Genomic DNA, 13,466 nt, shown 5'->3' with positions numbered 1-13,466 from the left:
TGTCAGTCTCCTCCGTCACTCCGCGGCTGGGCCAGCAGGCCGCGCAGAAGCCGTTCGTCAGCCGGGTCGAGGGCGGTGAGGAAGCTGGTCAGCACCGCCTCCCTGTCGTTCTCCGCATCCAGGACCCGGCGCATCTTCCGCGCCGCCAGACCGGCCTGGTCGGCGACCGGCCGCCAGACGAACGAACGGCCTGCCCGCTCACGGGCCACCACACCCTTGTCCAGCAATCGGGTCAAGATGGTGATCACCGTCGTGTAGGCGAGATCCTCGCCGAGGTGCTCGTGCACCTGGCCGGCCGTGGCCGGCCCGCCCGTCTCCCGCAGCGCCGACAGCACCAGCGCCTCGAGCTCACCCTGCCCCCGCCGCCGGGGACGCCGACTGTCCGCCACGCCCCGTCTCCCTTCCGCCCACCACCCGTTTCCCGGGCGGACATCGTATAGACCCTTCCGACCACCACCGCCTCTACATCAGTGTAGAAGATAGGGTGTGCCCGAGGCCGTTCACCTCAGGAACAACGCGGCGGCAAGGAGCGCAGAAGTATGGGTGTCATCGCCTGGCTGGTGCTGGGACTGCTCGCCGGAGCGATCGCCAAGGCGATCCTGCCCGGACGGGATCCCGGCGGTTGCGTGGGCACGACTGTGATCGGCATCGCCGGCGCCTTCCTCGGCGGCTGGCTGTCGGCCGAGTTCCTCGACCGACCGGTGCAGCGGGAGTTCTTCGACGCCGCGACATGGGGGTCCGCCGTCGTCGGCGCCCTCGTCCTGTTGGTCGGCTACCGCCTGCTGTTCGGCAACTCTCGGGACTGACACGCCCCCGCAAGTTCGTCCCCCTCTCCGACCTCCGTGACCCCGCACACAGCGTGGACCACGCCACACCTATCGAGAAGGAGTACGTAATGGGAATCTCCCTGGCCAAAGGCGGCAACGTCTCGCTGAGCAAGGAGGTGCCCGGCCTGACCGCCGTGCTGGTGGGACTGGGTTGGGACGTGCGCACCACGACCGGCACCGACTACGATCTCGACGCCTCGGCGCTGCTCCTGGACGCCTCCGGCAAGGTGCTCTCGGACGGGCACTTCGTTTTTTACAACAATCTCACCAGCCCGGACGGCTCGGTCGAGCACACCGGCGACAACCTGACCGGTGAGGGTGAGGGGGACGACGAGGCGGTCAAGGTGAACCTGGCCGCCGTCCCGGCGGAGGTGGACCGGATCGTCTTCCCTGTCTCCATCCACGATGCGGAGAACCGCGGCCAGAGCTTCGGCCAGGTCCGCAACGCCTTCATCCGCGTCGTCAACCAGGCGGGTGGCCAGGAGATCGCCCGCTACGACCTCTCCGAGGACGCCTCGACCGAGACCGCCATGGTCTTCGGCGAGCTGTACCGGCACGGCGCCGAGTGGAAGTTCCGGGCGGTCGGACAGGGCTACGCCTCAGGGCTGGCCGGCATCGCCGCGGACTTCGGCGTCAACGTCTGACGGAGCGGCTTCGGTCCTGCTCCCCGGAGCAGGGCCTCGCTCCCCTCCGAGCCGGCTCAGCTCACTGCTCACGATCCTTCAACGCCTTCTTCTCACTCTTGAGGATGCGTGCGGCCTTGCCCGCCGAGCGCACCAACTCGGGCCCCTTCTTGATCCCGAGAACGACGACCACCACGACCAGCACCAGGGCCAGTTCACTCAGACCGAACACCGAATCCGCTCCCTTCACAACGGGCGCAGCCCGGAAACGGACGCTTCACCGACCGCACGGCGCCAACTACAGTGCTGTAGAAGTCTCTTGTCGGCGCGATCTTTCAGCAAGCACGCATTCCAGCCTTGGTGGCCGGTACGACGTCTCCGGCGTCCGCGCCCTCTCGCCAGGCAGGCCCCTCTCTGACCAGCTGCATGACGGTGGCATGGCAGCCCTCCGAAGGGGCAGTCGTAAGCGCGGGATAAAGACAACGAAGGGGCAGACGTGGAGATCTCCGGCATCATCAGCGCCATCGTGATCGGCATCGTCATCGGTGTCCTGGGCCGACTCGTAATCCCCGGACGGCAGCGCATCGGCATCCTGTGGACCATCGCGGTCGGCATCGTCGCAGCTCTCATCGGCTCAGCCCTCGCCGCAGCGTTCGGTGTCGCCGACACCGACGGCGTCGACTGGGTCGAGTGGCTCATCCAGATCGCTCTCGCAGCCCTCGGCGTAGCCGCCCTCGACCGTGCCAAGGCACGCCGCTGACACTGCGGCGCCCGCCACGCGCTGCGCGCAACGGTGGCCTTCCGGGCCAGCCCCGTCTGCCAGGTCGGCCTCCTCCAGCGGTGACCGTCTCAGGCACCCCTGGAGCGCACGGACGGGTACCCGCCCACCCGGAAGGAGAGAGCGCGGGGCAGACTCTGTGCCGTAGGCACGAAAACGGAGGACGACTCGAACATGATCACGTTGACGAAGGAAGACGGCCCCGCGGACCTGGACGGGGTGACCCACCTGTCCATCGGCGTCTCCTGGGACCCGACCGCCGGCAGCAGCGGCGGGGTGCTCGGCAAGCTGCGCCGCAAGACCGGCACCGACCTCGACCTGATCGCCGTCGCCATGCAGGGCGGCGACCCCGTACGCCTGGCCGGCCTCGACTCCCTCGACCCCATGGGCAACGGCTCGCTCCTGCACAGCGGCGACAATCAGACCGGGCACGGGGACGGCGACGACGAGACGGTGACCGTCGAGTTCGCCCGGCTCCCCGCCCCCATCACCTCCGTCGTGTTCGTCGCCGCCGCCTACAAGAAGGGCAGTTCCTTCCAGAAGGCCCGCAACATCAGCTTCAAGGTCTACGACGCCACCGGCGGCAGCACCCAGCAGGTCGCCGACATCTGGCCCAGCCTGCTCAGCCAGGACAACGCCTGCGCCGTGGCCAAGGCCGTGCGGGTGGGCGGCGCCTGGAAGCTGGAGGTCGTCAGCGAGACGGGGAAGGTCAAGCAGGGCGACGAACATGCCCTGATGCGGTTCGCCGTCAGCAAGTAGACGACGTCCGGCCCGCTTCAGCCTGCTTTGAGGGACATCGCGTGCTGCTGCAACAGGAGAGTCCGCGCCGGTTTTCCTGCTGCGCGTTCCGACGACCATCCGCCGCTGAAGAGAGCATTCGACCACCTCGTCGAGCAGCGTGCCCATAAAGCCGGTCAGGCGCGGTCAACAGAGGTGTGCTACGCACCACCGTGGCGGTCGGAGAATTCCGTCTTCGCAGGTCAGCAGCGCTCCGGGTCCGCAAGCGCCGTCGCTTCCCAAGCTGAGAGCGCGAGTTCGATTCTCGTCACCCGCTCCATCGTTAGGGCCCAGGTCAGAGACCCGGGCCTTTTTCGTTGCCCTTTGGCGATCACCCGTCGCGTGCATGCAAGCTCGTCGGTCGTCGTTGGCAGCCTCCGTCCGAGCCCGGCGGACTCGATCCCGCTGACCATCGCGATCCTGCGCGTCCAGACCGCTGGGACCCTCTTTCTCCGCTCCTTGCCTGCCAACCACGCCCGCGCACTCGCAGTTGAGCGAGTCTCTTGGTGGGAGACCCGCTTCGAGGGGCAGCGGGTGAGGTTTCTCCTGGATGCGAATGCCACTGAGGCGACGGTGAGGACAGGGCAACGCGGCAAACGCGTGGGCTTGCAGACTGCTGAAATGATCGACTGGTGGGAACGTCAAGCCTCCCGAGCAGGGCTGGCGACTGTCGAAGTCCGCAGCCGTCCGTTGGGGTCCGTCATTGCGAGGCGCTTGGCGAGAAACCCGACCTTTCTTCAGGCAACCCGTCTCGAAGGACTGGCTCTGATCGCTGACCCCATCGCATTGCAGGCAGCGGTCCTGTCCGGTATCGGCCGCGGATGCGCCTATGGATTAGGTCTGCTCTGCCTCAGGCCAGCCGACACTGATGTATCCCCAGTACTGCACTCATGACAGGTGAGTGCGTCCTGATCAGTCGGCCTGCCGACCAGTGGGACGCGGTATCAACGGCAGGCCAACGGTTCGTTGAGACTGCGCCGCTCAACCCGTGACGACCAGAACTGTCCGAGCCTGCTGCGGGGTTTCGGCCGTCAGGACCAGGGAGGCGGCGGCTTCGGCCGTCTCGGGCGCGGTACGGCCCGTGGCCTTCGGCGCGGTGTAGCGCAGGGAGACATTCTTGAGTGGTGGCAGCAGGTCCGGCAGACCTGCCGTCGGCTGGCCATTGGCGGGCAGCAGGGGGGCGAGCGCCTGGCTGAGTGTGATGCCCCTTTCGAGGGTCGAGGTCGCGGTCCAGCTCGTCGACTTCGGGTCCTTGTCCGCCACGAGTTCGAACTTCATGAGCGGTGACTCCGCGTCCGCATGGCCGAGTGCGAAGGACCCCTTGGCCAAGACCTCGGAGGTCTTGCCCTTGGCGGTGATCTTCATTTCGGCGAGTTCGACAGTGGTCCGGAGGTCCGCGGTCAGCGGGAACTCGGCGGTCGCCTTCGCGTCGAACGTGCGCTCCTCGGCGGTGGAGACGACCGTGAAGCTGAGCTTCTGCAAGGTCAGCTCCGTCAGGGACGCCGGCAGACCACTGCCCATGGCCTGCTCGGCCCAGGCGCTGATGTCGCGAAAGGCGATGTTTTCGGCCTCTGCGGTCAGTGTCCAGCTCTCAGCGTTCTGGCTCCTCTTGGCCGTCGCTTTGATCTCGGTCTCGCCTACGGTGAGCCGGCCGTCCAGGGTGAGCTCACATTTCCGGTCTCCGTCGCCGACCGCCTTCACCGTCACGTTCGCGACCTGCACTCCGGCGATCTTCTGGGCGGCGGAGAGCTTCCCCGTGATGTCGTAGGTGCCCTTGTGGAGGTCGTACTGGAAGGAGAGCTCCCCGTTGGTGTCCTTGCGGAGGTCGGATGCCATGTGCTCGAAGAAGCCGCTGTCGTGGGCGAGCACGCCCTTTGCGGTCATGGACGGCAGCACGACCGTGACGGCGCTGCTCAGGCTGTACGCGGTCAGGTTTCCGGTCAGCGTGACCGACAGCCAGTCCTTCTTCTCTTCGGATTCCTCGGCCTCTTCGGTTTCCTCGGTCTCCTCCGCCTTGCCGGTCTCCTCCGTCTCCTCGGTCTTTTCCGCCTCTGTCGTCTCTTCGGTCTCCTCCGCCTTCTTGGCCTCCTTGCGGGCGGTCGGGTCCACGGCGATCCGTGCTCGGACCGCGCCGAGTGTGACGCCTTCCGGCAGCGGCCACCGGGGCGCCAGGTCGATCTCGAGTTCTCCGCTCACCTGCTTACCGTCGGAGGAGCACTGGACGGTGACCTCGCGGAGCGTGGGCCGTACCGAGATGAGACAGTCCCGCCACTCGGCGGGAAAGCGCTCGCTGAGCGCTTCCGCGCCGGTGCAGCCTGGCAGGTGCCCCAGGTGTTCCAGGGCCGGCAGGGCGAGTCCGTCGGGGAAGCCGGCTGACGCTGTGAGCACGCCGTCCCGCATCGAGGCGAGGAACAGCACCGGTTCGGTGGTGTCGGAGCGTTCCCACCGGGCTCCGGAGACGGCAGATGGCCGCTCCTGCCCGGCTTCCTTCTTCGTGGCGGGGACCGCGTGGAGCACAACGACGGGGGACTGTGCTCCCAGCTCCCGGAGCGGGCTGAGGTCGTGCGTGGGAAAGGGCTGCGGCAGTCGCCACTGCGGGGCGTCCACGGTCAGGATGAATCCCTTGACCGTCCCGTCCTGGACGTCGGCCCGGAGGAACTCCGCCACGGCCGGGCACGGCTCCAGGCCCAGGCCGGGTACGGCGCAGCGCCCCCGTACCGTCACGCTCTCCGCAGTGGGCTCCGGCTCCAGGGACTCCAGGAACTTCAGCTCGGAGCCGAGATACGTGGTCAGTACGCCGCTGACCACGGGGTCGGCGAACTGGTCGGCCTGGAGCCGCAGACTCCCGGCCCGTGCCATTTCGGTGATGGTGTCGACGGACAACGGCATTGCTGACTCCCGTCCTCGGTGGTGTGCGGCCGGCCGCGGCCGGCCAAGTGGTGGTGAAGGCAGGGGTCGGCGTCATGGGCGGACCCTGGAGCGCCGGGTCTCCTCGCCTGGCGGCCTGGTTCAATCGGCGGAGACAGCGTGGTCTTACCGACGTCGAAGTGGCTGTCGCGGCCGGTACCACCGTGGCCTCGCCGGCCACCGCCGCGGACGTACCGGCCTCACTGTCCTTGCCCGGTGCCGCCTCGGCCCGCCGCGCCGCTGTGGCCGCCACTCGCGGTCCGGGAACCGCTGCCGTCGTCCTCGATGCCGTCGCCCTCAGCCGGCGAGAACGGGGAAGAAGTACGCGTCGGTCCTGCCGCCTTCCCCGGCCTGCCAGATCTTGTACCACTGGCCCGCGTACAGGGGGACGGTGGCCGAAGCCATCCACACGTCAGGGGTCTTGCCGTAGTCGATGGACGCGGCCGCCACGGTCTCGTACGTCCCTCCCCATGCCCCGTCCGTGTTGATGTCCACGAAGATGGTCCTGGTGGCATAGGCATCGGCGGTTCTGATCCACAGGAGCAGCACGCCGTTGGAGGGTGCCTGGCGCTTGGTGTGGTCGAACGCGCCGGTCAGCTTCGTGGGTGTGCCGAGCACGGAGGAGATGTGGGCACGAGCGGCCGTTGCCTTGCCCTTGATCCAGAGATCGCCGTCCGCCATCCCGCTGTAGTTGGTGGAACCGACGAGTGCCTTGTCGGTCGCGGCGAGTCGTTTTGCCGTGAGGTCGTTCCTGACCCGGAGGTCGCCCGCCGCCATCCCGGTGTAGTCGGTGGAGCCGACGAGGACCTTGTCGGCCACGGCGAGCTTGTCGGAGTGGATCTCCGGGGCGGAGAGCTTCTGGCTCGTGGTGAGGGCGTCGGCCACGACGAGTGTGGCCTCTTTTCCGTAGACAGCTCCGTAGAAGTGGCTCTCCTTCTCCACCACCACGGCTCCGTCGACGGTCAGGAGTTGGTGCCCAAGCAGGTTCTTCTGACCACCTGCGGTGATCTTGTCAACGGTCAGTCGCGGGATGACAGGCTCCGCGACGGCGACCGCGGTCGAGAGGTGGTGGGTGATGGTCTCGCCGGAGCGCTGCAGCGTCACTTGGACACGGAAGTGCGTATCGCGGGTGATGTCGGTGACGGGGAGCTGCCATTTCTCCTGGCCGCTCAGCCGCGCGGGCTCCCTGCCGTCGTAGTGGACCTCGCAGACGGCGTCCGACGGTGCGGTCCAGGTGAGGACGGCTTTTCCCCGGTGCTCCGGCTTGAGCAGAGTGACGGGGGTGGCACTGGGATTGCCCTCGGTGTCGACGGCGTGGACGGCGAGGTTGCCGACCACGTCGTCCGTCAGGGCCTCCTCCGGCGGGTACTTGGCGACGGAGAGGGTGACCTGGTGGTCCTCCCAGGTGTTCCCGTTGTCGACGCTGACGGTCTCCCGGATGCGCAGCAGGGCGGTTCCGGTGCGGGCATTGATCCTGAGGTCCTTGACGCGCACGAGGAGGCCGTGGGTGGTGAGGGAGACCGACTCGCCGTTGGCGGGGACGACCTTCAGCTCCGTGCCCCTGCCGGGGAAGGCTGCCGTCTCGTCCTGGGGCAGGGTGAGGAGGACTCCGTCCTGGAGCTGGTCGACGGTCCACTGGTCGGCCGGTTCGACCGAGGCCGGGAGGCGTTGGCCCGCGGGCACGAGGTCTTGGGCGAGGTCGCCGGTGGGAAGTACGACGACGATCTGCTTGCACAGGACGGGAACGGTGCCCGAGTTGGACACGACCAGGTAGAGACGGGCCGGCCGGCCGGTGGCCGGCGTGGCCGGGGCCGTGGCGAGGCTGTAGGTCAGGCCGCTGGTGCTGTCGCACTGGCCGCTCATGTCAGGTTCTCCTTCGGCTCTTGCGGCGGTTACCGGGACGTGGCGGGGGCCGGCGGGGGCGGGTCGTAGGAGGTGAGCAGGCCGGAGCGGAGGACGGGGGCCCGCCCGGTCCAGCTCGGTGCGGTGCTCGCGGCCGAGGTGGCGAAGCGGGTCCAGGCGCCGTCCGGGGCGCGTTCCGCCCAGGTCCACGTCCGGTCGTCGACGGTCCGTACCGGCAGGGCGACGGTGTCCTCCTGCGTGGCGGCCGCCGGGGTGAGCAGCGGTCCGCTGCGCAGGACGGTGCGCATGCGGCTCAGCGGCCCGTCGGTGAAGCGGCGGGGGACCTCCAGTGCCGTGGTGGGCAGCAGGCCGGTCGTGGCGTGCACCGGGGCATGCGGGTCCACCAGCAGAGTCAGGAGCCGCGGCGTCCCGGCCGTGACGCGTAGATGGATCCCCTCCCCGACGGCGGCGAGGTGCGGATGCGTGCCATCCGGTGCGACGACGGTACGCAGCACGCCGGGTTCGTCGTCGGTGAAGTAGCCCACCAGTCCGTCGCCGACGCGCTGTCGTTCGCCCAGGCGCACCGGCCAGGGGTAGCCGGTGAAGTCGGGACTCGGCGGCTCGTGGTCGAAGACGTGCTTCCAGCCGGGGTCGGTGAGCGGCGGCCCGTCCAGATCCAGGCGGAGGCGGCAGCGGACGACGGCGAGCGGATGCCCGGCGAGCGCGGCCGGGACGGCACCGGTGGTGGGCGCTACGTCCAGGAGCGAGGTCTTCAGGACGTCCAGGGCGGCGGGCAGCGGGCTGTCGCCGCCGGCACCCCGGAACCAGGTGATCAGCTCCTCCAAGTACGGGAGAGCGGCGTACAGGCCGGCGGTGGCGCCGGGCAGCGGTGACCACGCCGCTTCCGGGTCGGGCCGGCCGATTCGGTACGCCTGGCGGAGCAGGCCCACGGCGGTTCCGTCCGAGGTGTACACCGTGAGGGAGTTGTCCACCGGGCTGGGGACGATCCAGCCGACGATCGGATTGCCGTCTTCCAGGTGCGTGGCCTGGTACGTCTCGCGGGTGGTGTCCACCAGTTCCAGCCGCAGACGTGCGGCCTGGGGCAGACGCGGCGGCAGCTGGACGACATGGTCCGAAGCGGTGCCCAGGACCTCGGGAACGGCCTGCGGGCGGTGGTGGCCGGCGACCACGGGGCGCCGGAAGGCACTCGCCCGGCCGGTTCCCTCCGGGGTGATGACGTTCAGGGCACGTCCGAAGGAGTCCACCACGGTGAGCCTGCGGAAGCGGAACTGCCCCGCGCGCAGTTGCTGGAACCCGGAGTCCGGCCAGCCGCCGAAGGACTTGGGGAGCGGGCCGGGGTCGGGGCTGGTGCGGTAGGCGTCCCCGATCAGTTCCGCCAGTTCGGGTGGTGCGCCCAGGGGCGGGAAGCCCTGGCCGGGGTCCTGGCCGATGAGCAGTTCACGCAGCCCTGCCAGGGTTCCGGCCAGGACGTCGCCGCGTTCCATGCGGTCGGCGAGGGCGTCGTAGTGGGGGGACGGGTCGGGGCAGTGGAGCGCGTACTGGCGGACCCGGTCGGCCAGGGTGCGGGGCAGGTGGTCGCTGAGCAGCGTCCGGCCGGCGTAGTCGCGCGCGGGCTCGGGCCTCGGCCGGGGGCAGACGTAGTCGGTGCCGTCGAACTGCCACTGGTCGTACGGCAGGGGGTGGTATTCGATGTGCCAGAGCAGGTGGACCGGCTGCCAGGGCTGTGTCCAGGGCTCGTTGCCGAAGGCCGGGGCGGTGCCGACGTGCGGGGCGGGCGCCGCTCCCGTGTCCCCCCGGCCGCCCTTCGGGCGCAGTTGTACGACCGGGCAGTCGGGGTCGAGCAGGAACGCCTCGCGCACCAGGGCGCGGGTGACGGCCGGCATGGCGGAGCGCTCGTGCGGGCCCAGGTCGAGGGTGTTGCACGCGAGGTCGGGATGCTCGGCGGTCAGCCCGCCGGGCGTGCCGGGGTGTGCGACCGCGGTCACCGTCCGGTCGCCGAACCGGCAGGGCAGTTCGGCGTCGTCGGGGGTGGGCATGGATCCGGCGCCCTGGAGGACGACGGAAGGGTCCAGGGCGCGGTGGAAGGGGTCGAGTGCCACGCGCTTGAGGTCCCAGCCGGTGGGCAGGCCGTGAACGCCGGCGTACCGCCGGACCGATTCCGCCAGTTGCTCAGGGGTATCGCCGTCCGGGAGGCCGGCGCGGAGCCGGTCGAGTTCCTGCCGGCCGGTGCGCACGCGGGCGGCGAGGCTGCCCTCGCGCCGGGGGTCGAGCTCCTCCGTCAGCCGACGGTGGTAGTCGGGCGGCTGCACGGGCAGGCCCTGGAGTCGCCACATGCCGTACAGCCTGCGGCGCAGCCCGGCCAGCTCGCGGTTCGCCCGGTCATAGGCGTGCTGGGCGGCGTTCAGGCGGGCCTCGACGGTCCGGCCGTGCTGCTCGTCCTCGGGGGAGATCGGGCCTTCCGAGTTGCTGGGCGGCAGGGCGTGCCAGGCGTACGAGGTGGTGCCCTCGGCGAAGCCGGCGGTGAGCAGGGCGTCCGTGAGGTGGAACGTGTTGTCCGGTTCGTTCGCCCGGGCGAGGGTGCCGGACTGGAGCTGGTCGAGCAGCGCGGGGACGAGGGTCGCGGTCGTCTGGGGAACGGTCGCGGCCGTGTCGGCGGCCAGGGCGGTGAGCGCCGAGCGGGCACTGTCGGCGACCGCCACGGTCGGGTCCGGCCGCCGCTCGCCGGCGGGGTCGAAGCGGCGCAGGACGCTGTGGACTCGGCCGGTGTAGACGCTGCGTGTGTCGGAGGGCGGGGTGCTGTCGGTCTGCCAGCCCAGGGAGGCTGTTCGCTTCCGGCATGCCTCTTGGTCGGCGAGCGGGTCGTCCGAAGGCGCGGCGAGCGGGTCGTCGGAGTGCGCCGTGTGCCAGCCGATGACCTGGTAGCCCAGGCGGTCGAACCGGTCGGGGAGTTGCGCCAGTGAGTCGTGGAAGGAGAACACGTCCTGGCAATGCGGCTGGAACGCGGCGAACGACAGGGTCCCGGGGCCGGTCGCGGTGAGGAAGGTGGGCTGCCCCTCCGCGGGCTCCGTCCAGCGCGCGGCCTCGGTGTGGCGGCCGATCCGGGTCGGTGTGACGTGGCCCCGGCCGGGCCGCAGATAGGGCACGGTGCCGGTGCGCTTGTCGAGGAAGTCGCTCTCGACGACCCATGCGGCGGTGGTGTACTCGCCGGTGGCCGTGTAGGCGTGCCGGACGACCAGCCAGCGGTTGGGTGCGGGCGGGAGCGTGACCTCGCCGCCGGGGGTGGTCGCCCGTCGTAGCGCGGCCGGGAGTTCCCAGTGCAGGTACACGCCCCGGTGTGCGGGGTCTCGGGCGAAGTTCGTGTCGGTGCTTGCGAAGGGCGGCGGCTCCGGGGAGCGGTGGACGCCGAGCAGGTGGTAGTTGGGCGCCCAGCGCTGGAAGTCCTGGTCGCCCATCTGTTCGTTGACGACCAGAGCCCGGAGCCTGACGGGAACGAGGAGTTCGGTAGTCATCGGCGGGTTCCTCCGAACGTGAGGGTGAGCTGCTCGGGGGCGCGCACCAGTTGCATGGCGAACTCGGCCGGGGAAAGCGTCGTCCGGGGCGCGATCTCCGCGGCCAGCTCCCGGGCCAGAACGGCCGCGAGCTTGCCGACGTCCAGCACCCGCGGCCCGGCGGGGCGGGCCATCGGTGCCGGAACCGAGCGTTTCGACGGCGGGGCGGCATCTCCGCGTCCTTGGCGGCGCAGTACCACCTCCCCTTCCTCGTCGGTGCCGAAGTACAGGCCCTGAGGCGGTTCCCTGATCGTCAGGCTGTGCGGCACCCGGTCGAAAAGCACCAGCAGGACGTCGGCGCCCAGGGCTTCGTTGTGGATCACCCGGACCGGTTCGGTCCCGGCGGAGTGGGCCTCGACGCGAAGGGCCGGCCAGCCCGGGACGAGCGCCGAGCGCAGCAGCAGTCCTGCGGCCGGAACGGGCCCGTGGCCGGCCAGCAGCGCGTCCAGTTCGGTGTCGGTCGCGGTGTCGGCGTCGGGGTTGCGGTCCAGGCTGCGCGCGCCGTCGAGGAGGGCGTCGAGCCAGCCGCGGTCGACATGGAACAGGCGCAGGCTCTCGGGCGGCAGCATCCGCTGGTCCGGGACGAGACAGTCGAACGGCACTCCTCTCAGCGTGCGCAGTCCCGCCAGCCACTTCGCCGCCTCCGCGGCGTCCGGCGACGGCGCCCGCGGAGTGGCGGCGTGGCGTGGGACGTCGCGGCGCGGCGGGACGGGGGCTGCGGGTACGGCCCGAGGGCGCGGTTCGTCCTCGGTAACGCCGAGGACCGTGGCCAGCACGTCGGCGGCGTCGCCGCGCAGCAGTTCCTCGAACACCTCGCGCGGCGACTCTGCGGCCACCGCTCCGGTGGGCAGGGCGCCGTAGAGCTGCCGCTGGTACGTCGCGTACTGACGGTCGGTCGCCCGGCGCAGCCTGCCCTGGTGACGCAGGCGGACCAGGGTCGTGGCGAAGCCGGGATCGGCGAGAGCCAAGGCGCGGCCCGTGTTCCAGGCGCAGGCGTAGCCGACGGCGAAGGTGCCCGTAACGGGTTCGTGGAGCAGGAGGCCGTCGGCGTCGGGGAAGTGGCCGTCTGCGGGGCGGGGCAGCTCGGGTGCGACCCGGGGGAGGAACGGGCCGCTGTACCACGCGAGGGTGCGCTCGCCGGAGTCGGTGACGTGGGTCATCGGGAGCAGGCCCTGCTCCAGCAGGTAGCTCAGGTCCTCCCGCAGTCCGATGCCCGGGACAGGGGCCGGGCGCAGCGGTGCGGCGCTGTGCTCGTCGTTGTCCGGGGTGAAGCGTTCGGCCAGCCGGCCGAAGCCGTCCCGGGCCGTGGGGCAGGAGGTGAACGTCCAGTGGTGCAGGGACACCAGGCGCACGTGCTTGCCGTCAGGCTCGGGCTTGCCGTCGGAAGTGAGCGGCGGTGCGTGTCCTTCCAGGGATACCAGGTGGGCCACATACCGGCCCTGGTCCTCGCGGGGGAAGCGGGCCGTGGTGACGACCGCATACGCGTCAGGGGCCGGCCGGCCGTCCTGTCCCTCGGCGGGCGCGGCGTCCTCGCCGCCCACGCGGACGTGGGCGAGGTACTTGAGGTCGGACGGGTCCGGCAGGAGCTGTGCCAGCAGGTCCTGCGGTACGTCGACGACGTGGCAGGGGGTGTCGAGCAGGACGGGGTCGACGGCGTTCGGGTCCAGTCGGGGACCCGAGACCGCGGGGTCGCCGGTGAGGAGCCGACCCACCGTCACCGAAGTGGTGGTGCCCAGGGCGTCGGGGTCACCGGGCAGTTCTCCCTCGCCGAACAGCAACAGCGCCAGCCAGGGTGTCCGGACAGGGCTTCGTGTGTCGGCGGTGAAGGGCTCCCGCTGCCACGGCAGGGTGGCCGCGTCGAGGGTGATGTGCGGGAGCAGCCGGTGGAAGGAGCCCTGGCTGTGGGCGGCCGGGTAGACGGCGTGCACCCACGAGGGGTCGAGGCGGAACTGCGCTGCCTGCACGTTCACGGTCTGCTGCACCGGCTCGAACCGGGCTCCCGGCAGGTCCTCGGCGGGTAGCCGCTGGTCGAAGGTGATCCGGTAGCGGCCCGCTGTGATGCCGGGCAGCAGGTGGTCGTGGAAGATGATGGGGCTGGCGCCCGCCGGTGCGGTCGGCCCGGCCGGATGCGTGGTCATTGCGG

The 13,466-nt window shown here is 70.4% G+C and carries 11 protein-coding genes; 5 read left to right on the top strand and 6 right to left on the bottom strand.

The annotated features are described in order from the left end of the window. Positions 1–2: 2 nt before the first annotated feature. Positions 3–389: a BlaI/MecI/CopY family transcriptional regulator gene (locus tag ACFW01_RS15340; protein WP_234956633.1), complete on the bottom strand. Its 387-nt coding sequence runs from the start codon at positions 387–389 to the stop codon at positions 3–5. 150 nt (positions 390–539) lie between these two features. On the opposite strand from ACFW01_RS15340, the gene ACFW01_RS15335 reads away from it, so the two are divergent. Both ACFW01_RS15335 and ACFW01_RS15330 read left to right on the top strand, forming a co-directional pair. Beyond that, positions 540–806 carry a GlsB/YeaQ/YmgE family stress response membrane protein gene (locus tag ACFW01_RS15335; RefSeq protein ID WP_161167585.1) on the top strand — a complete coding sequence of 89 codons (267 nt, stop codon included), beginning with the start codon at positions 540–542 and terminating at the stop codon, positions 804–806. Between the two features lie 89 nt (positions 807–895). Continuing rightward, positions 896–1,471 (top strand): TerD family protein, encoded by a 576-nt coding sequence (locus tag ACFW01_RS15330; RefSeq protein ID WP_234956632.1) that lies wholly within the window; start codon positions 896–898, stop codon positions 1,469–1,471. A 61-nt stretch (positions 1,472–1,532) separates the two neighbouring features. Here ACFW01_RS15330 and ACFW01_RS15325 read toward each other — a convergent pair whose 3' ends face one another. After that, on the bottom strand, positions 1,533–1,682 hold the full coding sequence (locus ACFW01_RS15325) for a twin-arginine translocase TatA/TatE family subunit (protein ID WP_234956631.1): 150 nt from the start codon (positions 1,680–1,682) through the stop codon (positions 1,533–1,535). Between the two features lie 264 nt (positions 1,683–1,946). Here ACFW01_RS15325 and ACFW01_RS15320 point away from each other — a divergent pair, with 264 nt between their 5' ends. The 3 genes from ACFW01_RS15320 (at position 1,947) to ACFW01_RS15310 (ending at position 3,899) form a co-directional block, all read left to right on the top strand. After that, on the top strand, positions 1,947–2,210 hold the full coding sequence (locus ACFW01_RS15320; protein WP_121748154.1) for a GlsB/YeaQ/YmgE family stress response membrane protein: 264 nt from the start codon (positions 1,947–1,949) through the stop codon (positions 2,208–2,210). Positions 2,211–2,402: 192 nt separating this feature from the next. Further along, on the top strand, positions 2,403–2,987 hold the full coding sequence (locus tag ACFW01_RS15315; RefSeq protein ID WP_234956630.1) for a TerD family protein: 585 nt from the start codon (positions 2,403–2,405) through the stop codon (positions 2,985–2,987). A 174-nt stretch (positions 2,988–3,161) separates the two neighbouring features. Beyond that, entirely contained in the window at positions 3,162–3,899 is a 738-nt protein-coding gene (locus tag ACFW01_RS15310) for a type I-E CRISPR-associated protein Cas6/Cse3/CasE (protein WP_384504050.1), read from the top strand. A gap of 87 nt (positions 3,900–3,986) precedes the next feature. Here ACFW01_RS15310 and ACFW01_RS15305 read toward each other — a convergent pair whose 3' ends face one another. The 4 genes from ACFW01_RS15305 to ACFW01_RS15290 all read right to left on the bottom strand — a co-directional run bounded on the left by ACFW01_RS15305 (position 3,987) and on the right by ACFW01_RS15290 (position 13,461). Continuing rightward, on the bottom strand, positions 3,987–5,894 hold the full coding sequence (locus tag ACFW01_RS15305; RefSeq protein ID WP_384503965.1) for a hypothetical protein: 1,908 nt from the start codon (positions 5,892–5,894) through the stop codon (positions 3,987–3,989). A 315-nt stretch (positions 5,895–6,209) separates the two neighbouring features. Continuing rightward, positions 6,210–7,775 (bottom strand): hypothetical protein, encoded by a 1,566-nt coding sequence (locus ACFW01_RS15300; protein ID WP_384503963.1) that lies wholly within the window; start codon positions 7,773–7,775, stop codon positions 6,210–6,212. Positions 7,776–7,804: 29 nt separating this feature from the next. Next, positions 7,805–11,284, bottom strand: coding sequence for a hypothetical protein (locus ACFW01_RS15295; RefSeq protein WP_384503961.1), 3,480 nt, complete (start codon positions 11,282–11,284; stop codon positions 7,805–7,807). Beyond that, positions 11,281–13,461 carry a hypothetical protein gene (locus ACFW01_RS15290; RefSeq protein WP_384503959.1) on the bottom strand — a complete coding sequence of 727 codons (2,181 nt, stop codon included), beginning with the start codon at positions 13,459–13,461 and terminating at the stop codon, positions 11,281–11,283. Before ACFW01_RS15290 ends, ACFW01_RS15295 begins: the two co-directional genes overlap by 4 nt. Positions 13,462–13,466 lie beyond the last annotated feature (5 nt).

Origin of the sequence: Streptomyces sp. NPDC058985 (genome assembly GCF_042740985.1) — a bacterium.
In the GTDB taxonomy this organism is placed as follows: Bacteria; Actinomycetota; Actinomycetes; order Streptomycetales; family Streptomycetaceae; genus Streptomyces.
This window is presented reverse-complemented; position numbering and strand designations above follow the sequence as displayed.